16 protein-coding genes and 2 pseudogenes are annotated in these 21,007 nt (G+C 65.4%); 14 read left to right on the forward strand and 4 right to left on the reverse strand.

Going from position 1 to position 21,007, the window contains the following annotated elements; genetic code table 11:
- The first annotated feature begins 19 nt into the window (after window positions 1-19).
- The 5 genes from ACFJGT_RS11915 to ACFJGT_RS11935 all read left to right on the forward strand — a co-directional run bounded on the left by ACFJGT_RS11915 (window position 20) and on the right by ACFJGT_RS11935 (window position 5,012).
- Window positions 20-1,039, forward strand: a complete 1,020-nt coding sequence (locus ACFJGT_RS11915; RefSeq protein ID WP_113584288.1) for an ABC transporter substrate-binding protein — start codon at window positions 20-22, stop codon at window positions 1,037-1,039.
- The gene (locus ACFJGT_RS11920; protein ID WP_377848714.1) at window positions 1,026-2,045 is read left to right on the forward strand and encodes an ABC transporter permease; all 1,020 of its coding nucleotides are present in this window, start codon (window positions 1,026-1,028) and stop codon (window positions 2,043-2,045) included. Before ACFJGT_RS11915 ends, ACFJGT_RS11920 begins: the two co-directional genes overlap by 14 nt.
- Window positions 2,046-2,106: 61 nt before the next feature.
- Window positions 2,107-2,844 carry an ABC transporter ATP-binding protein gene (locus tag ACFJGT_RS11925; RefSeq protein ID WP_377848971.1) on the forward strand — a complete coding sequence of 246 codons (738 nt, stop codon included), beginning with the start codon at window positions 2,107-2,109 and terminating at the stop codon, window positions 2,842-2,844.
- Between the two features lie 37 nt (window positions 2,845-2,881).
- Window positions 2,882-3,235, forward strand: coding sequence for a copper homeostasis periplasmic binding protein CopC (gene copC / locus ACFJGT_RS11930; RefSeq protein WP_377848715.1), 354 nt, complete (start codon window positions 2,882-2,884; stop codon window positions 3,233-3,235).
- Window position 3,236: 1 nt separating this feature from the next.
- Complete coding sequence (locus tag ACFJGT_RS11935; RefSeq protein ID WP_377848716.1) at window positions 3,237-5,012, forward strand: CopD family protein; 1,776 nt, start codon at window positions 3,237-3,239, stop codon at window positions 5,010-5,012.
- 23 nt (window positions 5,013-5,035) lie between these two features.
- Here the strand turns inward: ACFJGT_RS11935 and metC are convergent, their stop codons facing one another.
- Window positions 5,036-6,226, reverse strand: coding sequence for a cystathionine beta-lyase (gene metC, locus ACFJGT_RS11940; RefSeq protein ID WP_377848717.1), 1,191 nt, complete (start codon window positions 6,224-6,226; stop codon window positions 5,036-5,038).
- A 319-nt stretch (window positions 6,227-6,545) separates the two neighbouring features.
- Between metC and ACFJGT_RS11945 the strand changes: the two are divergent.
- From ACFJGT_RS11945 to ACFJGT_RS11955, 3 genes and pseudogenes are all read left to right on the forward strand, one after another.
- Window positions 6,546-7,329: pseudogene (locus ACFJGT_RS11945) on the forward strand (MetQ/NlpA family ABC transporter substrate-binding protein).
- A 273-nt stretch (window positions 7,330-7,602) separates the two neighbouring features.
- Window positions 7,603-8,580, forward strand: a complete 978-nt coding sequence (locus tag ACFJGT_RS11950) for a RimK family alpha-L-glutamate ligase (RefSeq protein WP_377848718.1) — start codon at window positions 7,603-7,605, stop codon at window positions 8,578-8,580.
- A 264-nt stretch (window positions 8,581-8,844) separates the two neighbouring features.
- Window positions 8,845-9,912 (forward strand): annotated as a pseudogene (locus ACFJGT_RS11955) (LLM class flavin-dependent oxidoreductase); the annotation flags it as partial.
- A gap of 67 nt (window positions 9,913-9,979) precedes the next feature.
- Here ACFJGT_RS11955 and ACFJGT_RS11960 read toward each other — a convergent pair.
- From ACFJGT_RS11960 to ACFJGT_RS11970, 3 genes are read right to left on the reverse strand one after another with little or no spacing between them, the layout of a single operon-like run.
- On the reverse strand, window positions 9,980-11,272 hold the full coding sequence (locus ACFJGT_RS11960) for an LLM class flavin-dependent oxidoreductase (RefSeq protein WP_377848719.1): 1,293 nt from the start codon (window positions 11,270-11,272) through the stop codon (window positions 9,980-9,982).
- A 15-nt stretch (window positions 11,273-11,287) separates the two neighbouring features.
- Entirely contained in the window at window positions 11,288-12,283 is a 996-nt protein-coding gene (locus tag ACFJGT_RS11965; protein ID WP_377848720.1) for an LLM class flavin-dependent oxidoreductase, read from the reverse strand.
- A gap of 23 nt (window positions 12,284-12,306) precedes the next feature.
- Entirely contained in the window at window positions 12,307-12,933 is a 627-nt protein-coding gene (locus ACFJGT_RS11970) for a GNAT family N-acetyltransferase (protein WP_377848721.1), read from the reverse strand.
- Window positions 12,934-13,047: 114 nt separating this feature from the next.
- Between ACFJGT_RS11970 and ACFJGT_RS11975 the strand changes: the two genes are divergently transcribed.
- From ACFJGT_RS11975 to ACFJGT_RS12000, 6 genes are all read left to right on the forward strand, one after another.
- On the forward strand, window positions 13,048-14,052 hold the full coding sequence (locus ACFJGT_RS11975) for an MsnO8 family LLM class oxidoreductase (RefSeq protein ID WP_377848722.1): 1,005 nt from the start codon (window positions 13,048-13,050) through the stop codon (window positions 14,050-14,052).
- 23 nt (window positions 14,053-14,075) lie between these two features.
- Window positions 14,076-15,704: an ABC transporter substrate-binding protein gene (locus ACFJGT_RS11980; protein WP_377848723.1), complete on the forward strand. Its 1,629-nt coding sequence runs from the start codon at window positions 14,076-14,078 to the stop codon at window positions 15,702-15,704.
- Window positions 15,705-15,762: 58 nt separating this feature from the next.
- Window positions 15,763-17,385 carry an ABC transporter substrate-binding protein gene (locus ACFJGT_RS11985; RefSeq protein WP_377848972.1) on the forward strand — a complete coding sequence of 541 codons (1,623 nt, stop codon included), beginning with the start codon at window positions 15,763-15,765 and terminating at the stop codon, window positions 17,383-17,385.
- A gap of 65 nt (window positions 17,386-17,450) precedes the next feature.
- Window positions 17,451-18,467 carry an ABC transporter permease gene (locus tag ACFJGT_RS11990; protein WP_377848724.1) on the forward strand — a complete coding sequence of 339 codons (1,017 nt, stop codon included), beginning with the start codon at window positions 17,451-17,453 and terminating at the stop codon, window positions 18,465-18,467.
- Window positions 18,464-19,336, forward strand: a complete 873-nt coding sequence (locus tag ACFJGT_RS11995; protein ID WP_377848725.1) for an ABC transporter permease — start codon at window positions 18,464-18,466, stop codon at window positions 19,334-19,336. The genes ACFJGT_RS11990 and ACFJGT_RS11995 overlap by 4 nt, the downstream gene beginning before the upstream one ends.
- Window positions 19,333-20,976, forward strand: a complete 1,644-nt coding sequence (locus tag ACFJGT_RS12000) for a dipeptide ABC transporter ATP-binding protein (RefSeq protein ID WP_377848726.1) — start codon at window positions 19,333-19,335, stop codon at window positions 20,974-20,976. The genes ACFJGT_RS11995 and ACFJGT_RS12000 overlap by 4 nt, the downstream gene beginning before the upstream one ends.
- Window positions 20,977-21,007: the final 31 nt, after the last annotated feature.

Raw genomic sequence — 21,007 nt, forward strand, 5'->3', positions numbered from 1 at the left:
AGAGCGGCAAGGAGCGACCATGACCCAGACGACCTTCCCCTCCCGCCGCACCTTGTTGCGCGGAGCCGCCGCGCTCGCCGCCGCGCCGCTGGCCGGCTTGGCCGGGCAGCATGCCTTCGCGCAGGTGGCGCCGCTGAAGCAGCGTCAGACGATCAAGCTCGCCTGGGGCCAGACGGCCGTGTGCCAGTCGCCGATCTCGGTCGCGCTGAAACAGGGCCTGTTCGAGAAATATAATCTCGCGGTGGAGCCGGTGAATTTCAGCGGCCCGACCGACGCCCTGCTGCAGGCGATCGCGACCGGCCATGCCGATGGCGGCATCGGCATGGCCCTGCGCTGGCTGAAGCCGCTGGAGCAGGGCTTCGACGTCGGCCTCACCGTCGGCACCCATGGCGGCTGCATGCGGCTGCTGGTGCCTGAAGCCGCCAATATCCGCAGCCTGAAGGACCTCAAGGGCAAGTCGGTCGCCGTCACCGATCCGGCGAGCCCGGTGCGCAATTTCTTCGCCATCCGCCTCGCCGAGATCGGGCTCGACCCCGAGAAGGATGTGAGTTGGGTCCAGTATCCGCAGGATCTGTTCGGCGAAGCTCTGAAGAAGGGCGAGGTCCAGGCGCTCGCGGGCGACGATCCGCATCTCTACCTGATCCGCGAGCGCGACAAGCTCGTCGAGCTCGCCACCAATCTCGAAGGCCAGTACGCGAAATCGACCTGCTGCGTGCTCGGCCTGCGCGGCGCCCTGATCCGCGACCAACCCGAAGTCGCTGGAGCGATCTCGCGCGCCATCGTCGAGGCGCAGGCCTGGACGGCCGCCAATCCCGACAAGACGGCCGAGATCTTCGCGCCGTTCGTCCCGGCCAAGGTCACGCCCGAGACGGTGGCCGCGATCCTGCGCAGCCACACACATGACCATCATTCCACGGGCGCGGCGCTCCGCGACGACGTCGCGCTGTTCACCGAACAGCTCAAGCTCGTCAACGTGATCCGCAAGAACACTGACGCCAAGGCCTTCGCGCAGAAGATCGTGCCCCATGTCCCCGTTTGAACAGACCGGCTCCGCATCGGCCTTCGACCAGCCGCGCCTGCAGGTCGACGGCTCGGTCCTGGCGCGGGGCGCGCTCGCCACAGCGGCCTGGACAGCAGTGGCGGCCTCCGTCACGCTGCTCGCCAACAAGAAGGTCGGCTTTGCCGACCCGCTCTATGTCGGCGAGACCAATGCCGGCTTCATCGGCTGGGCCGTCCTGCTGGCGCTGGCGACGGCTCTGGGCGCGCTCTGGCCGCCGCTCGGCCGGCGCCTCGGCCGAGCGGCGCCCTGGCTCGTGGTGCTGGCGCTCTTCGTCGGCGTCTGGGATCTGCTGACGGCGAAGTTCGGCCTGCTGCCCGTGCCCTTCTTCGCCCCGCCTTCCGCGCTGGTCGAGGTCTATGCCGAGGACTGGCCGCGGCTCGGCGAGAGCGTGCTGCATTCGCTGCGCCTGCTGGCTTTGGGCTTCCTGTTCGGCACGATTTCCGGCTTCGTCACCGGTGTCGCGATCGGCTGGTCACGCGGGCTCGGCTACTGGGTCCATCCGGTGCTGCGCTTCCTCGGGCCGATCCCATCGACCGCGCTCCTGCCGATGGCCTTCTTCTTCTTCCCGTCAAGCTTCTCGGCGGCGATCTTCCTGATCGCGCTCGCCACCTGGTTCCCGGTCACGGTGCTGACCTGGTCCGGCGTCGCTAGCGTCGACAAGGCCTATTACGACGTCGCCCGGACGCTCGGCGCAGGGCGCGCCTTCCTGATCTTCAAGGTCGCGATCCCCGCCGCTTTGCCGCATGTCTTCGTCGGCCTGTTCATGGGGCTAGGCGCCTCGTTCTCGGTGCTCGTCGCGGCCGAGATGATGGGGGTCAAATCCGGCCTCGGCTATTACCTGCAATGGGCGCAGGGCTGGGCCGCCTACTCCAACATGTACGGCGCGCTGATCGTGATGGCGCTGATCTTCTCGGGACTCATTACGCTGCTTTTCGCCGTGCGCGACCGCCTGCTCGGCTGGCAGAAGGATGTGGTGAAATGGTAGCCTCCCAGCTCGCTGTCTCGCCCGCGACCGGCACTCCCGGGCCAACGGCGCCGAACTCTCGATCGCCGGCGTCTCGCACGCCTTCGATCTCGAAGGCCGCCCTCTGCCGGTGCTCGACGATATCGATCTCGACATCAAGGCCGGCGAGTTCGTTGCCCTGCTCGGGCCGAGCGGCTGCGGCAAGTCGACCTTGCTCAGGCTGGTCGCCGGGCTCGAACCGCCCTCGCAGGGCCGCATCGCGGCGACGGGGGAGGAGATCACGACGCCCGATCCCTCCCGCGTCGTCGTCTTCCAGGACCCGACGCTCTACCCCTGGCGCACGGTCTGGAAGAACGTCGCGCTCGGGTTGGAGGCGCGCGGCCTGCTCGCCAGCCAGAAGGGCCGCGTCGACGACGCCCTGAAGACTGTCGGTCTCGCCGGCTTCGAACGGGCCTTCCCGCGCCAGCTCTCCGGCGGCATGGCCCAGCGCGCGGCCTTGGCCCGCGCCCTCGTCAACGACCCCAGCGTACTCATCCTCGACGAGCCGCTCGGCAAGCTCGACTCGCTGACGCGGATCGCCATGCAGACCGAAATCGCCGAGCTCTGGCGCCAGCGCGGCTTCACCACCCTGCTCGTCACCCATGATGTCGAGGAGGCGCTGTTCCTCGCCCAACGCGTCATCGTGCTGAGCGAGCGCCCGGCCCGGATCAAGGCCGAGATCATCAACGACCTGCCCTATCCGCGCCACCGCGGCGATCCGCGCCTGGCGGAATTGCGCGGACAGGCGCTCGCTCATCTCGGGCTCGACGCGAGCTGGTGAGCTCGCAATCCCCCTTCCCCATCGCAGGACCTTACCCATGTCTCGACATCTCGGGCTGACGCTCGCTTTTGCCCTGGCCGCAACGCAGGCCGTCGCCCACGCCCATCTCAAAACCGCGTCTCCCGCAGAGGGAGCCACCGTCGCCGCGCCGCCAGAGATCACCCTCAGCTTCACCGAGGAGCTTGAGGCCAAGCTGAGCAGCATCACGGTCAAGGATGCGCGCGGCGGGGTCGTCAGCGCTGCACCGGCAGAAGCCGTGCCGGGAGACCGAAAGGCGCTCAAGATCCTGCTCAAACCGGTCTCGCCGGGCACCTACAGCGTCGAATGGGCTGCGACCTCGGTCGACACCCATCGCGTCACCGGCCAGTATCGGTTCACCGTCAGGCCCTGATGTGGAAGCGCTGATCGGGGCGGCGCTGCCAGCGGTCCGCTGGCTCCATCTCGCCGCCCTGCTGTCTGGCCTTGGCACCGAGGCGTTTCGCCTGCTGGCCTGTCGCCCGCTCGCCGCGACATCGGAAGGCCAGCGGCTTTCGTTGCGGCTAGCATCCTGCAGCCGGTTCTCCGTCGTCGCGGCACTGCTGAGCGGTGCGGTCTGGTTCTGGCTGCAAGGCAACGCCATGCTGGGCCAACCTCTGGATAGCATCCAGGCCATCTGCGTGCTGGCCGAAACGCGCTTCGGCGAGACGCTGATGCTGCGCGCCGGGTTGCTGATCCTGACCCTCGTATTGCTTCGCGGCACTGGCCTCGCGCGGACGGTCGGGCTCCTCCTGTTGACGGTCGCTGCCTTGCTTCAAGGCCTGCTCGGTCACGGCGCCGCAACAGACCCATGGACGACCACAGCACTGGGCCTCCATGTCGCGGCGGCCGGCCTGTGGCTGGGAGCTTTGCCCTCCCTTCTTGCTGTCTGCCTGCTCCAGCCAGCACTGGCACCCATGCTCGCCCGGCGCTTCACGCCGCTCGGCTTGGCCTGCGTCATCGTTCTCGCTGCAACGTCGGTCTCCCAGACACAGGCGCTGATCGGTAGCTTGCCGGGATTGCTCGGGACGGCCTACGGCAAGCTCGCAATCGCCAAAATCGCTCTGTTCGGCGGGCTCTTGCTGCTGGCCTGCGCCAATCGTTTCCGCTTCGCGCCAAAGGCCGAGACAAGCGGTTCCGCAAGCGCCCTTGCCCTCTCGGTTGCCATAGAGGCCGGCCTTGGACTGGCCATCGTCGCGGTTGCGGCCGCACTGGCCAGCGAGCCTCCGGCAATCCACGAGCGGCCCATTTGGCCCTTTGCCTTGAGGCCAGTACCCGCCTTCTGGGACGATGCTTATCTGCGCGACGGACTTTTCCGCCTGCTGGCCCCCGTGGCGATAGCGCTTGCGCTTTTCGCTGCGGCCCTGTTGCTTCGCAAACTGCGTTGGCCAGCCCTTCTTGCCGGCACCATCGCACTGGCTTTTGTGCAGATTCCGCCATGGCGCCCCTATGTCGTCGCTGCGGTTCCGACGAGCTTCCAGGGTTCTCCGACAGGCTATGCCGCACGCTCCATCGCAACGGGCCGGGACCTTTTCCAGCGCGATTGCGCGAGTTGCCATGGCGTAGACGCGCGTGGGCGCGGCCCCGTCGCGGTCGCGCAATCCGTATGGCCGCCAGACCTCTCCGCACCGCTAATCGCGGGGCGCCCCAGCGGCGAATTGTTCTGGTCGATCCGCCATGGCAGCGGCCGGATGCCGCCAAATGCGCAACTGGGCGATGCCGTGATCTGGTCGCTGATCGACTTTATCCGCCTGCGGGCCGGCGCTCGCATCTTCTCGCCCTCGGAGATGAGTTGGTCCGGTGCCGCGCGCATGCCCGGTTTCGTCGCGCGTTGCGTCGGCGGCACCATCGTCGCGCCGGGCAACGGCGTGCCTCTGACATTGTGGTTCGATCGCGACGAGCGTGGCGCAAGCGCCCAGGCTCAGATCGATGGGGCGGGTCCGCGTTGCCCTGTCGAGGACCCCGCCCCCTTGGCCGCGGCTCTGGCCGAGATCACCGCCAGCGCCTTGGCGCCGGCGCTCGTTCTTGTCGATGCGAATGGCTGGCTGCGCCGCGCGTTCAAGGCGGAAAGCGATGCTGCTCAGGATAAGGTCGCATCTGAACTTGCCGAGATTCGTCGGCGCCCTCTGGAGGGCGCCGGACTCCATCACTGATGATCACATCCAGCGGTCTTCGGTTACGAGGCCGCAGGGAGATCGTCAGGAGCCGCCACCCTGGCTGCGATGAGCGCTCTTTCCAGATCTGCGATCAGGTCCTCGACATCCTCGAGGCCGATGTGGAGGCGGATCAGGGTGTCCTCGGCATCGGCCCGCTTCAGCGTACGGTCCGCGAGATTGACCTTGGCTGCAAGGCTTTCATAGCCGCCATAGGAGTATCCGAGCCCGAACACGCTCAACGCATTGAGAAGCCGATGAGCGTCGACGCCATCCCGCAAGCTGAACGAGAACAGGCTGGCTGCTCCCGAGAAGTCGCGCTTCCAGATGGCGTGGCCGGGATCGGTTTCCAGGGCGGGATGATAGACGCGCTTGACCTCATCGCGCCCCTCCAGCCAGCGAGCAACGGCCAATGTGGACTCCTGATGGACCGCCAGCCTGCGGCCCAATCCACGAAGGCCTCGCAGGATGAGATAGGCATCGTCGGACCCGACGCACATGCCCAGTACCATGTGCCCGCGATACAGCCTGGGCCAGAGCTGCGCGTTGGTCGACACCGTCCCCATCAGAACGTCGGAGTGGCCGCCTAGGTACTTCGTCGCTGCGTGGATGACGATGTCGACGCCCTGTTCCAAGGGCCGGTAATACAGCGGCGTGGCCCAGGTATTGTCGACCATTGTCACGATGCCCCTCGGCCGGCAGATAGCGGCGATCGCCGGAATATCCTGCATGTCGAAAGTGTTTGAACCCGGCGTTTCCAGGAAGACGACGCGCGTTTCCGGGCGAAGATGCCGGGCGATATCCGCCCCCAGCAGCGGATCGAAATATTCGACCGTCACACCCATCCTCGGGAGCACCTCGTTGGCGAAGCGCCGGGTCGGGCCGTACACGGAATCGGTGATCAGGACATGGTCCCCCGCCGACAAAAACGTCAGCAACGGGACGGAGATCGCAGCGAGGCCGGATGGAACGAGGACCGTCCCGGCCGCACCCTCAAGACCGCTAATCGCCTCGCAGAGAGCATCGGTCGTCGGCGTGCCATGCGTTCCGTAGTTGTACTTCTGGTCCTCTGCGATCAGCGTCCGCGCGTCGAGGAACAGAACCGTGGACGCACGAACGACCGGCGGATTCACGAACCCATAGTAGTCCATGGGGTCATTGCCACCATGGCCCAGCCGCGTGTTGGGACCATGCGACGCGTCAGCTTTGGCCATTAAACTCTCCTCAGACAGTCCGCGCGAAGGGCGCACTGGACGGCAGCTCTTCGCGGGGACCGAGCCACTTCGTCAAGAGTTGCTTGCCGCGTCCGCCCCGACCGTGAATGAACACAGGAAATTCTTCTCTTGCGTGCAGGTAAGGTAGATTATTCTGGAAACAAAAGAGCAATATTCGCAAGTGCACAAAATCTGACCTTTGGTACAAGATTGGCTATGGAGAGTTCGGCGCCCGTGAGATGGCCCCAACTTCTTCTAAGCAACAAAATCTTGATGTGCGCCGCGACTTGGATTCGCAGCGATCTTAGGACACTCCATCATGAAGCGTTTGATTTTCGCGGCTCTCGCCGTCCTGTCTGCAGCGGCAGTGCCTGCGCTGGCCAATGACAAGCTCAAGGTCGGCATTTCCGGCGGGGATTCCGAAATTATCTGGGCCGCGGTCAAGGACATCGCCCAGAAGGACGGGCTCGACATCACGGTCGTGGTGTTCAACGACTATCTTCTGCCCAATGAGGCGCTCAACGCCGGCGATCTGGACGCAAATGCTTTCCAACACCGGCCATTCTTGGAAAACCAGATTAAGACCAAGGGCTACAAGATCACGCCCATCGCCGAGACGATCGTTGCTCCGATCGGCCTCTACTCGCGGAAGGTCAAGGCGATCGGCGAACTGAAGGAAGGTGCATCGATCGGCATCCCCAATGACCCGTCCAATGGCGGGCGGGCACTGCTGCTGTTGCAGTCGCAGAAGCTGATCAAGCTCAAGGACAATGTAGGCCTCGTCCCCAGCGTCCTCGACATCTCCGAGAATCCGAAGAAGCTGAAAGTTCAATGAGATCGATGCCGCGCAGCTTTCGCGGACCCTCGACGACCTGGACGCGGCGGTGATCAATACGAACTACTCGGTGCAGGCCGGTCTGATCCCCGGCAAGGATTCGATCGCGATCGAGACCTCCGTCAACAACCCCTACAACAACTTCATCGCTGTCCGCACGGCCGACAAGGACAAGCCTGTCTTCAAGAAGCTCGTGTCGGCCTATCAGAACGATACCATCCGCCAGCTCGTCAAAGACAAGCTGCCCGGCCAGCTCCCTGCGTTCTGAGCACCCACAGGCGGCTGTCGCCTGTGCGACGGCCGCCTTGATCCACGCCAAACAGTCAGTTCGGCAAACGCCACTCTGTCCTCGATCCAGCGGGGTGCCTTAGGAGCAAGCAAGATCGAAATGCCAATTTCACGCTGCTCTGAAGGATAAAATTCTTGCCCTATGTCTTTGCTTGACCTGAATTTTCTTATTTTTGCGCCCGGGTTTTGACCATGCGCCGAGATGACTATGGTTCCTTGAAATCGTTACCCGAGAACCATTGGCAGATTTTCGATGAGCACGCTTCACGACCTGACAGATGAGCCGCAGGTGTTCGTCATTCACGAAAACGACGCGTGGGTCGTGCCCCTGCGACGGGAGTTCGAGGCGAAGCGAGTTCCCTACGCGGAATGGTTTATCGACGAGGGCATTCTCGATCTTTCCGCCGCTCCGCCGGAGGGCGTCTTTTACAACCGCATGAGCGCCTCATCCCACACCCGGGGTCACCGCTACGCACCGGAACGTACGGCGGGCGTGCTGGCTTGGCTCGAACGGCATGGGCGCGTGGTCGTGAACGGTGGTCGTGCGTTGCAACTGGAGGTCTCGAAGGTCGCGCAGTATGAAGCCCTGGCGCCCTTCGGCATCCGGACACCGCGCACCATCGCTGTTGTGGGACGCGCGCATCTCTTGGCAGCGGCTGAGCAGATCGGGTTCCCGGTGATCCTCAAGCACAACCGGGCCGGCAAGGGGCTCGGCGTCAAGCTGCTCTACTCGCGCGAGGCGCTCGCGCAGCACGTCGAGAGCACCGATTTCGAGGAATCGATCGACGGCATCACCCTCGTGCAGCAATACATCGCCGCTCCCGCGCCGTTCATCACGAGAATGGAGTTTGTCGGAGGCCGCTTCGTTTATGCGGTTCGGGTCGATACATCCGAAGGGTTCGAACTCTGCCCTGCCGATGTCTGCCAGATCGACTCAAGCTGCGCGACCGTTGCTCCAGGCGACAAGTTCCAGATTCATCGCGCATTCGAGCACCCTCTGGTGCCTGCATGCGAGGCTTTCCTGAAGGCCAACGCCATCGGGATAGCAGGGATCGAATTCATCGCCGACGCCGATGGAAATGCTTACGTCTATGACGTGAACACAAACACCAACTACAATCCCGACGCGGAGGCGAAGGACGGTCGGCGCGGCATGGGTGCAATCGCATCTCATCTCGGCGACCTCCTTGAGCAGCACTATGGCCACTCCAGCCTCTCCTCGGCGGCGTAAGCGTTGGGGCGCGACAGAACCTCTAGCCGGTCACAGCCGAGGCCATGGGGATACTGCGCGCCTGATCGCAATCGACTTGGGAGCATGTCAGGCCGCGGCGCGAACTTGGCCGCGTCAACCTCACGTACTCCAATCTGCATATGTCGGCGGCCAACTTCAACGACGCCGGCCGGCCGAGGCTCACGCACAGCAAACCGATAGCCTGAGAGCAACCTGGAAACCCCAGGCGATCTCGGGCACCTGCTCAACCAGCGGTCTGGATGGATGACGGAAGCCTGCGAATTCCTCTGGTACATCCCGAACGACGTGAAGCCGGGTCACCGCGGCGATTCCGCAACCGGCGACCACAACAGTCTCGACACGTTGACCAGCCAGGCGCTCGCGCTTGAGCGCTTTGGCTGGAAGGGAGCCTTGATCGGAACAGGCTGGGGGCGGCCCGACACGTTCACTGTCGCAGCCTCACTCGCAGCCCGCACAAGAACGTTCGAGCCGCTGATCGCGATCCGCCCCGGCTATTGGCGTCCTGCCAATCTGGCCTCGGCCGCGGCGACGCTCGACCATCTGAGTGGCGGCCGCGCGCGCATCAACATCGTCTCGGGGCAGGACGACCTCGCCGCCTATGGCGACGTGGAGGGCGATCAGGCTCAGCGTTACGCACGAACCCGGGAATTCATGCAGCTTGTCCGCAAGCTGTGGACTCAGGAGAAGGTCAGCTTCAGCGGCCAATATTTCTCGGTCTCGAATGCGACTGTTGAACCTCGCCTGAGTCCGCAGGGCGACCGCGCCCACCCAAAACTCTATTTCGGCGGCGCGTCGGAAGCGGCGGAACGCGTCGCGGCGACCGAGGCCGATGTGCAACTCTTCTGGGGCGAGCCGCTCGCCGAAATCGCCCAGCGAATAGCGCGTCTCAGATCCCTGAGCGATCGATTGGGCAGGGCGATTGCGCCGCTGCAGTTTGGGCTGCGGATAACGACGCTGGTCCGCGATACGACGGAACAGGCATGGGCCGATGCCGAAGCCAAGGTCGCTACGATGGCGAAGACCAACGGCGCGGGCTGGCAGGACCACAAGAATGTCGTGGCCGTCGGCCAGCGGCGGCTGCTCGACCTTGCCTCGCGCGGCGACGTGCTCGACGACAATCTTTACACCGCACCGGGCAAGGTCGGTGGCGGCGGCGCGGGAACGACCTGGCTCGTCGGTTCAGCCGCGGACGTCGCGAGATCGCTGAAGAAATATCGCGATCTCGGGATCACCAAATTCATCCTGTCAGATACGCCTTATCTCGCCGAGATCGAGCGCCAGGGCCTGCAACTGTTGCCGCTGCTGCGTGACGAGCCCCCGGTATCGCAGACGAGTTCGGCGCCGCACAAGGCGGCGCCGACACCAAACCAATAGCCGCCTATACCGCCTTCGCGACCGGCTGCCAGGCCTCGGGAAGAGCGAGGTTTCCGCGCAGGGTGGGCGCGACATAGTCCTGCCGGAAAACCTTGCGCTCTTGCAGGATCGGGACGACCTTCTCGACGAATTCATCGAAGCCGCCGGGCGTGAGATGGGGCGCGAAGACGAAACCGTCCGCAGCATCCGTCTGGACATAGCGATCGATTTCCTCGGCGACCTGCGCCGGCGTCCCGACGAACTGCTTGCGCCCGGTTACCTTGATGATGAGCTCGCGGATGCTGAGCTTCTCGCGCTCTGCCAGTTCGCGCCAGGCGCGCGCTGTCTCCAGCCGGTTGTCGTAGCGCGCCGCGCGTCCCTGCGCGAGCTGCTCGACGGCGACATCGGGATCGACCTCCGGCAGCGGGCCGTCCGGATCATAGGCCGTGAGATCGCGGTTCCAGACCTGTTCGAGGAAGACGATGGCGTTCTTCGGGCTGACCTGCTGCAGGCGGATGGCCTTCTGTCTTTCCAGCGCGTCTTCGAGCGTCTCGCCCAGGACGAAATTGGCGCCCGGCAGGATTTTCAGGGCATCGCGGCTGCGGCCGTATTTGGCGAGACGCTGCTTCACATCGGCATAGAAGGCCTGTCCTTCCTCGAGGGTGCCATGCCGCGAATAGATCAGGTCAGCATGGCTGGCAGCGAGTTCCCGGCCCTCGTCGGAATCTCCGGCCTGCGCGATGACCGGAGCACCTTGCGGCAATGGAGCGGCACTCGTCCGGCCCGCGATGTCGAAATGGGAGGAGCAGGCGTGGAATTCGCCGCCCTGCCAGATCGCGCGCGCGGTTTCGAGAAAGTCCCGCGCACGCTCGTAGCGCTCGCGGAAAGGCAGATGGTCGCCGCGGCGGAAATTCGCCCCGGTGAAGGCACCGGGCGAGGTCACGACATTCCAGCCGGCGCGCCCGCCGGACAGGATATCAAGCGTCGCGAGCTGGCGTGCGAGCGGATAGGGCTCGTTGAACGTCGTGGTCAGCGTTCCGATCAGCCCGACATGATTGGTGATCGAAGCCAATGCCGTGAGGATGGCCAGCGTGTTCGGGCGACCGACGACATCGAGCTCATGGAAGCGCCCCTTCTGTTCCCGAACCCTCAGGCCTTCTGCGAGGAAGATGAAGTCGAACTTGCCGCGCTCCACGGTCTCGGCGAAGTGCCGGAACGAGGCGAATTCGATCTGGCTGCCGGCGGCCGGATCGCTCCACACCGTGAAATTGTTCACGCCCGGAAACTGCGCCCCGAGGATGATCTGCTTCTTGGACATGGTATTTCTCCGAGCTCAGGCCGCCGCGGCGTAGCGATTGCGGGCGACAGGCAGGCCGAAACGGGTGCGCAGATCTGCGCCCACGGGCTGAGCGACCAGGAGGTCCGCGCGTAGAGCGGGTACCAGTGCGTCAACGACGGACGCGATCTGCCGGTAGGGGGCGGGCAAGATCAGGCGGATACCTTCTGCTCCCTGAGCCACCGAAGTCTGGGCAGCGGCGACCAGCTCTGCGACATCAGCCGCATCGGGCCTGACTTGCAAATCTGCGATGACCTTCGGCCTCGTGCCCTGGCCATCGCCCCGCAGCTTAGCCGCCACTCCGGCAAAACCAGTTCCCGCCGGCACGAAGACCGCGTCGGCAACGCGCGCCAGTGCCAGATCCGCTTCCGTTGTCCAGCCGAACGCGACCAGAGGCTGGCCCTGCGGCGGTCTTGGCGTGATGGAGGGCCCCAGCACGCGGAAATCGGCGCTCTGGAAGTGGATATAGTGAAGCTTCTCGCCATCGACATAGCGTTGGCTGGTGACGTCGCGGATGACCGCATCGTCCTCCCAGCTGTCCCATAGCCGCCTCACGACCTCGGTCGCCGCCAGCGTGTCGCTGTCAAGAGACGGCGGATCGACCGCCGGAAACCCCTTTAGCGCTCCGATGGCACGGCCGGCGTCACGGCTCCGCTGCTGATCCAGGCGCTGGATCAGGAGACCAGCCCTGCCCGCGCTCACATAGTCCAGGGTGGCGATCGCGGTCGAGACGTGGAAGGGCTCGACGAAGTTGAGGGGCGCGCCGGCGATGATGCCGATGTCGCGGCTACGCGGCGCGAGCCAGTTTGCCAGCAGGATCGCGTCGAGCCCGTCCCGGCCGGGATCGGCGAAGCGATCTTCCAGGGTCAGGAATTCAGCCGCACCGTCGAGCCGGCCGACGAGGTTATTCCAAAAGCCGCGCCAGTCGGGATCGTCTCCATGGGCGTTCGTATGCAGCCCAAAGCCCAGTAAAATTGTAGATTTCTGTGTCATCGTGAGATCCGATCCGGTGGTGCTCAGGCCGCTGAAGCCAGATGGGATGCCAGCCGCGCAGATACCTTCGCCTCCTGCTCGGCCTTGATCGCGGCGACGCGCTTGGTGGCGTCTTCCAGTGACGCGGCAGGCTCATAGACCGGGTATGTCCCGGCCTGCCCTGCCCTTGCGCCGATATGTTTCTCGAAAGGCAAGGAGCGGTAGAGGGTGGGATTGACGGTCGTGTCGAAGAGCGGACGATAGCCAAGAGTGATGTACAAGGCCGACGCTTCGGGCTGCCGGAAACCGGTAGTCAGATACGCCCGCGTATAGCCCAACTCGGCAGCCGCCTCTTCGAGCGCAAGCACGACTTGCCGGGCAAGCCCCTGTCGACGCAGATCCGGGCGTGTCCAGATGCGCTTGAACTCCGCCGTCTCATCGTCGTGGCTCATGAATGCACCGCCCGCGATCGTTTCGCCGTCACGCTGCAAGAGCAGGAAGGTGCCGAGCGGCGGAGCGAAGGCTTCGGCCGGATAGCGGAGAATCTCAGAACGAGCTCCGCCGGGTCGGCTCGCGGCGCCATAGCGCCCATCATATTCCGCTATCAGCCCCTCCAGCAGTGGTTCGGCCGCCGGGTCGAGAGGCGAAGAGCGGACAAAAACGTCAGCCATAACATTCTCCGAAAATCGCTGCGGTCTGGCTTGCTTGCTGCCGCTTGATCGATCAATCTATTAATTCTATAGACTATTCGAACAACATCGACTGTCAATGCCCGGCGAGGCCGAATGCCCTATCGACTGAGCTTCCTCGACAAGAGCCCTCTTCAGGCAAACGAGACCGCTGCCGACGCGCTCCAGCGGACGCTCTGGCTCGCAAAAACGGCAGAGGAGCTCGGTTTCGCGCGGTTCTGGGTGGCGGAGCACCACAACGCGGCGAAGCTGGCGAGCTCATCGCCCGAGGTGCTGATCAGCTTCCTGCTGGCGAACACCAGCCGCATCCGAATCGGCTCGGGCGGCGTGATGCTCCAGCACTACAGCGCCTATAAAGTCGCCGAGAACTTCAACCTGCTCGCCGCACTGGCGCCGGGGCGCGTCGATATCGGCATCGGCAAGGCGCCGGGCGGGATGCCGCTATCGACCCATGCCCTGCAGGGCGCCTACGATCCTGCCCGCAAGCCGAGCTTCGACACGCAGCTCGTGGAACTCGACGGCTTCCTGCGCGAGCATCATGACGGCAGCGATGCCGGCAATCGGCTTGCGGCCTTCCCGGCACCGGCGCAGCCACCTGCCCGCTTCCTGCTCGGTGCGAGCATCGAGAGCGCTCGCCTCGCCGCCGGTCTCGGCTGGGGTTTCGTCTATCCCGGCCATATCCATGGCGACGAGGCCGCGATTGGTGAAGCCCTGTCGGCCTATCGCGCCGCCGGCGGCACCTCTGCGCTGCTCGCCGTGGGCGTGGTCACTGCCGAGACCGATGATCTGGCCAGCAGTCTCGCACCCGATGCGCGACGCTTCCGCGTCGACATCGAGAACGGCCAAGGCGTCAATGTCACCAGCCGCGAGCAGGCGCTGGAATACATCAGGCAGACGGGCTCGCGCGAATACCGCATCGAGGAGCGCAGCTCGTTGCTCCTGCGCGGCACGCCGGCTCGGATCCATGCTGAATTGCAGCGGCTGCATCGGGAATTCGGGATCGACGAGTTCATCGTCGACTGCCCCGTCAACGAAGGCGCATGGCGCCTGAAGACGATCGAGCTTCTCGCGGCCGAGGCTCGCGCCTCCCTTGCCGCCTGAGCCAGCCAGAAGGGTTCGACATCATGATCACGCGAAGGATGCTCCTGGGTGGAGCGGGAGCGACGGCACTGGCGGCGGCAGCGCCGGGCCACGTCGGCGCGCAGCCGAAAGCAGCGCCGGTCAAAGGCGGTTCGCTGACCTGGGGTGTGGAGACGGAGCCCAGCACCCTCAATCCCCATCTCAACGGTCAGGCGAAAGCCAAGCTCATCCTGCGCAACGCCTACGAGACATTACTGGCCCGCACGCCCGATGGCGGCTACGTGCCGTGGCTGGCAAAGGACTATGCCATCTCCGAGGATGGCAGGGTCTACACCTTCACGCTCAGGGACGATGTGTCGTTCCACGATGGCGAGAAATTTGATGCCGCCGCCGTCGCGCTGAACTTTACCAAGCTGAAAGAGCCGACCTATTCCGGCAGCATCAGCGCGGGGCATGTCTCACATGTCTCGGAGGCCATCGCGGTCGATGCGCGCACGCTGGTTTTGAAGCTCAGCCGCGTCTACGCACCGTTTCTCGATGGCGCGGCCGGGATCGAGATCCTGTCGCCGAAATCCTTCGCGTCTGCCCAGCTCAAGGCCGGCGGACCGGACATCGCCGGAACCGGTCCTTTCAGGATCGAGCGCTATGTGAAAGGTCAGGAGATCCGCTTCGTCCGGAACGAAGCCTATAACTGGGCGCCGGCCAATGCCGGGCATCAGGGCCCGGCCTGGCTCGACCGCATCACCTACCGCTTTCTCCCGGAAGCTGCCGTACGCACTGGTGCCTTGACCTCCGGCCAGGTCGACGTGATCGAGGGCATTTCCGGCAACGACGCCGGCCTGTTCAAGGACAATCCCGAATTCACGTATCAGAGCGCGCTCAACACCGGCACGCCCTATACGCTCTACCTGAACGTGACACAGGGTCCGACAGCGGATGTCCGGGTCCGGCAAGCCGTCCTCGCCGCCATCGATGTCGAGAGGGTCATCCGCTCGGTCTATCGCGGCGAACGCCAGCGGGCCTGGGGTATCCTGACCCCCGCCGACACGGATTTCTACGATCGCAGCATCGAGGGCAGCTACGGCTTCGATCCGAAGCGCGCCAATCAATTGCTCGACGAGGCCGGCTGGAACAGCCGCGACGCCGAAGGCTTCCGCACGAAGAACGGGCAGCGCCTCAGCATCGAGATCGTCCAGTCGCAGGCGACCCTGCGGGACCAGCGCGACGTGCTGCTCCAGGCCGTTCAGGCCCAGGCGCGCCAGAACGCCGGGGTCGACCTCGTGCTCCGCTATGTCGACGCCGGCACCTACACGACCCGGCAGAACGACGGCCAGTACGGCATCATCCCGAACTCGACCACGACGCAGGAAAACAGCGTCACGATCTATTTCCACTACCTGCCCCGCAACAAGGGCGGCTCGATCAATTACAGCCGCACCGAAGCGCCCGAAATCTCAGCATGGCTGGACGAGGCGGCCTCGACGCTCGACACGAAAAAGCGCTTCGAAATCTACGGACGGCTCCAGCACTTCGCTTTGCTGGAGCAGGCCTATGGCCTGCCGCTCTATGTGCCCGAGGATCAGATCGCCGCATCAGTGCGCGTCAAGGGCGCCGGTTTCCGGCCGTTCAAGCGCCTTCCCGAGAACGCCTACGACATCTGGCTGCAGGGCTGAGAGCCCGCAGCCGCGCCAACACGCGCCCGCCGCAGATCGACACGGAGAGAGAATGATAATACTCCCACGCAGGCATTTCTTGACCCTGAGCGCAGCACTCGTCTCGGCGACGGCCCTGTGCTCGCCGGGCTTCGCCAGCGATCGCAAACCCGTCAACGGCGGCAAGCTGGCCTGGGGCGTCGAGACCGATCCCGCGACGCTCAACCCGCAACTGAATGGCCAGGACAAGACCAAGCTCCTGCTGCGCAACGCCTATGAGTCGCTGCTCGCACGCACCGCCGATGGCGGCTACGTGCCGTGGCTGGCGACCGGGTACGAGATTTCGCAGGACGGCCGGACCTACAAGTTCAAGCTGCGCGACGGCGTGAAGTTCACCGACGGCCAGCCCTTCAATGCCGCCGCCGTGGCCACCAACTTCACCAAGTTGAAGGACGCCGGCTATTCCGGCAGCGCCAGCGCAGGCCCGGTCTCCCGCGTCGTCGAGATCAAGACTCCCGACGAGCGCACCGTCTCCTTCACGCTCGACCGGATCTACGCGCCCTTCCTCGACTTTGCCGCCGGCCTCGAGCTTCTCTCGCCGGGCGCCTATTCGTCCAGCCAGCTCAAATCCGGCGGCCCGGAGATCGCGGGCACGGGCCCCTTCATCCTGAAGCGCTACGCCAAGGGGCAGGACATCCGGTTCGTCAAGAACCCCGATTACAACTGGGCACCGGCCAATGCCGGCCATCAGGGGCCAGCCTATCTGGACGAGGTGACCTACCGCTTCCTGCCGGAATCCTCGGTGCGCACCGGCGCGCTGACATCCGGCCAGGTCGATGTGATCGAGGGCATCTCCGGCAACGATGCCGGCCTGTTCAAGGGCAATGCGGACTTCACCTATCAGACCGCGCTTAACACCGGCACGCCCTATTCGCTCTTCCTGAACGTGACCTGGGGACCGACCCAGGACGTCAACGTCCGCAAGGCGCTGGTCGCCTCGATCGATGTCGATGGCGTCCTGAAATCGGTCTATCGCGGCGAGCGCACCCGCGCCTGGGGCATCACCTCCCCGATCGACACGCAGTTCTACGACAAGAGCATCGAGAAGGCCTACGGCGCCGATTCCAAGCGTGCGAACCAGCTTCTCGACGAGGCCGGCTGGACCGGTCGCGACCCGCAGGGCTTCCGTACCAAGGATGGCAAGCGCCTGACGATCGAGGTGGTGCAGGCCCAGGCCACCGTGCGCGACCAGCGAGATGTTCTGCTGCAAGCGCTGCAGGCCCAGGCACGGCAGAATGCCGGCATCGATCTCGCCATCGTCTTCGTCGACGCCGGCACCTATACGGAGCGGCGCAAGACCGGCCAGTTCGGATCGATCGCCAATTCCAACACGCCGACCGATGCGATCGACATCGAGTATCATTATCTGCCGGTCGATCGGGGCGGTTCGATCAACTACAGCCGCGCGGCCGCGCCGGAGCTGTCGCAGTGGCTCACCGAGGCCGCCGGCACGCTCGATGCCAAGAAGCGCTTCGAGCTCTATTCACGGCTGCAGCGCTTCGCGATCGTCGAACAGGCTTACGCCCTGCCGCTCTACGAGCCGGAAGACCAGGTTGCCGCATCGAGCTCCGTGAAGGGCATCTCGTTCAGGCCGTTCAAGCAGATGCCCGAGAGCGCCTACGACATCTGGCGCAGCGAATAGCCGATCCCCGGCGGCGGCCTGCCCGGCCGGCGCCCGCCAGTCTGTGATCGCAGAAACGGAAACGCATGGAATCCCGACAGACATCGGCCCTGAGTCCGGCACCCGCTCTCGTCGCGTCGCGCCCGTTCAGGCTGCGGCGCAACGGCCTCCCCGTACAGATCGCGAGCCGCATCGGCTCCGGCCTGCTCGTGCTCTGGGCTGCGATCACGCTGAGCTTCGTCAGCGTGCATCTCGCGCCCGGCGACATCGTCAGCCTGCTGATCGGCGAGCAACTGCGCACCCCGGAGATCGAGGCTGCCATCCGCGCCGAATGGGGGCTCGACGAGCCGGTACCGTGGCAATATCTGCGCTATCTGATCCGCATCCTGCACGGCGATTTCGGCCGCTCCTATCTCCTTCAGACCGATGTCTCGCAGCTCGTTCTGTCGCAGATCGTGCCGACGCTGAAACTCACGGCGGCTGCGCTCTTCGTCGCGATCCTGTTCTCGGTGACGAGCGCGGTCCTGACCGCCGGGCGGCGCATTCCGCGGAGCATCGCCGGCGCGCTGGAGTTGACGCTGGTCTCGACACCGTCCTTCTGGCTTGGCATCCTGCTGCTTTACCTGTTCTCGTTCACCCTCAAGCTCTTCCCGGTCTCGGGAGATCGAAGCTTTTCCGCGCTGGTGCTGCCCGCGCTCGCGCTGGGTTTGCCGCTCGGAGCCGTGGTCGGGCAGGTGCTGCGCCAGGGGCTGGAACGCGCCCTGGAGGAGCCCTTCGCGCTGACGGTGCGAAGCTGGGGGACGAGCGGCCTCGTGCTGCGCCTGCGGCATGGGCTTAGGCATGCCGCCCTGCCGGCCGTGACGCTGACCGGATGGCTCGTCGGCAGTCTGCTCTCAGGCGCCGTCATCACCGAATCCGTCTTCGGCCGGCCGGGGCTCGGTCGCGTCACCGTAGAGGCCGTCCTCGGCCACGACATGCCGGTGGTGCTGGCGGTCGCGATCCTGTCCGCCTTCACCTACGTGACGCTGAGCACATCGGTGGACATCCTCTATCTGCTGCTCGATCCGCGCCTGCGCGACGAGGGCCGGGAGGCCGCCCGATGAGCGCCCTCCCGACCTCGCAGGCAGGCGAAACGCTTCGCCGCCGCCCGCTCCTCCATGCCCTGCCCGCGCAGCCCGGCCTGGTTCTCGCCGCTCTGTTCCTGGCCGTCGTCGCGGTCGCCACGATCTGGCCGGGCCTCATCGCCGGGGCCGATCCGATCGCCGCCGATCCGCTGCAGGCGCAGTTGCCGCCCTCCTGGCAATACTGGTTCGGCACCGACCATCTCGGCCGGGACGTTTTTTCGCGCGTCGTGCACGGAGCGCGCTACTCGATCCTGATCGGCGTCAGCGCCGTCGCCTTCGCCGCGACGATCGGCTCGGTCCTCGGCCTCCTCGCCGGCCTGTCGCGCGGCCTCGTCGACGAGATCATCACCCGCTTTCTCGACGTGGTTTCGGCCTTTCCCGATCTGCTGCTGGCGCTGGTGCTGATCTCCTTCACCGGACCGGGCACGACCAACCTGATCTTCGCGCTGGGCGTCGCCTTCGTCCCGCGCTTCGCCCGTGTCGTCCGGGCGCAGACTTTCGTGATCGCCCGCAGCGGCTATGTCGAGCAGGCCCGGACCTTCGGCCTCAGCCGAACGGTGCTCGTGCTGCGCCATGTCCTGCCCCATGCCGTCGCGCAGGTACCGATCCTCGCCACCATCGGCCTCGGCACCGCGATCATCGGCGCCGCCGGCCTCAGCTTCCTCGGCATGGGTCCGCAGCCCCCGGCGCCGGAATGGGGCTCGATGCTGGCCGAGGGGCGCAACTACCTCCGGGTCGCGTGGTGGATCGGCGTCTGGCCCGGTCTCGCCATCACGCTCACGGTCATCGCGATCAGCGTGGTCGGCCGGCGCTGGCAGGCCGCCTTCGAAGGCAGGAGGTCGGGATGACGTCGCTCGTCGATATTCGAGATCTCACCATCGCATTTCCTGACGGGCGGCAGGACAACCGTGTCGTCCACGGTATCGACCTGACGATCCATGAGGGCGAAACCGTCGCCCTGGTCGGGGAATCCGGTTCGGGCAAGTCCGTGACGGCCCGGGCGCTGATCGGCCTGTCCGGCGCCGTCGTCGGCGCGAGCCGCTTCGAGATCGCTGGAGACGACGTGCTCGGTTTTCGGGAGCGCGACTGGCGGCGCCTGCGTGGCACGAAGATCGGCTTCGTCCTGCAGGATGCGCTCGTTTCGCTCGACCCGCTGCGTCGGGTTTCGCAACAGCTCGCGGACGCCTTCGGCCATCCCGGCTGCTTCGTTCGCAGGGACGTCCGCGAGGAAAGCCGCGCCCTGCTCCGCTCCGTCGGGATTCCCGATCCGGAGCGGCGGCTGCCGCAATACCCCCATCAGCTCTCGGGCGGATTGCGTCAGCGCGCGCTGATCGCCACCGCGATCGCTCGGCAGCCCTCACTGCTGATCGCGGACGAACCGACGACCGCGCTCGACGCCACCGTGCAGAAGCAGATTCTCGACCTGCTGGCGGAGCGGAAGCAGGGCGGTCAGACCTTGCTCCTGATCAGCCACGATCTCGCAGTCGTCGCGCGCTTGGCCGACCGCGTGCTGGTGATGAGGCAAGGGCGGATCGTCGAAGAAGGGCCTACGAAGCAGATCCTGTCCCAGCCGGCGCATCCCTATACGCGCCAGCTCCTCGATGCGGTGCCTTCCGCCGCGTCACGAGGTTTTCGGCTATCGCCTGTGACGCAATCCGAAGCCAGCGCAATCTCGTTACCCACCGAGGCCGTCCAGAAACGCCTTCCGCTGCCGCCGAAGCGGATCGACGCGGGACAGCACGTGCTCTCGGCCAGTGGCCTGGTGAAGCGCTATGGCGGCGGTGCGGTCGTGGTTAACAACGTGTCTTTCGAGCTCGCAGCTGGCGAGGCGCTTGGCATCGTCGGCGAGTCCGGCTCGGGCAAGACGACCGTTGCGAAGATCGTGCTCGGCCTGGTCGAGCCCGATTCGGGGACGGTGCTCGTGGATGGCCAGCCCTGGAGCCATCGCAGCGAGGCCGAGCGCCGGTCCAGACGCGCCAGCATGCAGCTGATCGCGCAGGACGCCCTGAGCTCGTTCGATCCGCGTTACACGGTCGAGAAGATCGTCGGCGAAAGCCTCGACACCGTCGGCGTCTTCGGCTCCGATCGGCGTCGGCGCGTCATCGAGGTTCTCGATGAAGTGCGCCTTGGGTCGAGCTTCCTCAATCGCTATCCGCGCGAGCTGTCCGGCGGGCAACGCCAGCGCGTGGCGATTGCGCGCGCCTTCGCGCCTCGGCCCAAGCTGCTGATCGCCGACGAGCCCGTCAGTGCACTCGACGTCTCTGTGCAGGCGCAGGTGCTCGACCTGCTGGCGGAACTCCAAGCGGCCTCCGGTACGGCCCTGCTGTTCATCTCCCATGATCTCGGGGTCATCCATCACCTGACCGACCGCGTGCTGGTGATGAAGGACGGACGCGTGGTGGAGACCGGCGCGGTCGAGACGGTCTTCGCTGCCCCCAAGCACAGCTATACCCGCGCTCTGCTCGATGCCGTGCCCGCCCTGCCCTGAGCAGCGCTGGCTACCAAGTCGTATCGCCACC

This window comes from Allobosea sp. UC22_33, from assembly GCF_042700715.1.
Taxonomy (GTDB): Bacteria; Pseudomonadota; Alphaproteobacteria; order Rhizobiales; family Beijerinckiaceae; genus Allobosea.

What these genes read in the sequence shown, in the direction of transcription:
- ACFJGT_RS11920 (WP_377848714.1), top strand. Translation starts at nt 1,026, where the DNA reads ATGTCCCCGTTTGAACAGACCGGCTCCGCATCGGCCTTCGACCAGCCG.
- ACFJGT_RS11970 (WP_377848721.1), bottom strand. Translation starts at nt 12,933, where the DNA reads ATGGCTGACGTTTTTGTCCGCTCTTCGCCTCTCGACCCGGCGGCCGAA.
- ACFJGT_RS11915 (WP_113584288.1), top strand. Translation starts at nt 20, where the DNA reads ATGACCCAGACGACCTTCCCCTCCCGCCGCACCTTGTTGCGCGGAGCC.
- ACFJGT_RS11990 (WP_377848724.1), top strand. Translation starts at nt 17,451, where the DNA reads ATGGAATCCCGACAGACATCGGCCCTGAGTCCGGCACCCGCTCTCGTC.
- ACFJGT_RS11995 (WP_377848725.1), top strand. Translation starts at nt 18,464, where the DNA reads ATGAGCGCCCTCCCGACCTCGCAGGCAGGCGAAACGCTTCGCCGCCGC.
- ACFJGT_RS12000 (WP_377848726.1), top strand. Translation starts at nt 19,333, where the DNA reads ATGACGTCGCTCGTCGATATTCGAGATCTCACCATCGCATTTCCTGAC.
- ACFJGT_RS11960 (WP_377848719.1), bottom strand. Translation starts at nt 11,272, where the DNA reads ATGTCCAAGAAGCAGATCATCCTCGGGGCGCAGTTTCCGGGCGTGAAC.
- ACFJGT_RS11980 (WP_377848723.1), top strand. Translation starts at nt 14,076, where the DNA reads ATGATCACGCGAAGGATGCTCCTGGGTGGAGCGGGAGCGACGGCACTG.
- ACFJGT_RS11950 (WP_377848718.1), top strand. Translation starts at nt 7,603, where the DNA reads ATGAGCACGCTTCACGACCTGACAGATGAGCCGCAGGTGTTCGTCATT.
- ACFJGT_RS11965 (WP_377848720.1), bottom strand. Translation starts at nt 12,283, where the DNA reads ATGACACAGAAATCTACAATTTTACTGGGCTTTGGGCTGCATACGAAC.
- copC (WP_377848715.1), top strand. Translation starts at nt 2,882, where the DNA reads ATGTCTCGACATCTCGGGCTGACGCTCGCTTTTGCCCTGGCCGCAACG.
- ACFJGT_RS11975 (WP_377848722.1), top strand. Translation starts at nt 13,048, where the DNA reads ATGCCCTATCGACTGAGCTTCCTCGACAAGAGCCCTCTTCAGGCAAAC.
- metC (WP_377848717.1), bottom strand. Translation starts at nt 6,226, where the DNA reads ATGGCCAAAGCTGACGCGTCGCATGGTCCCAACACGCGGCTGGGCCAT.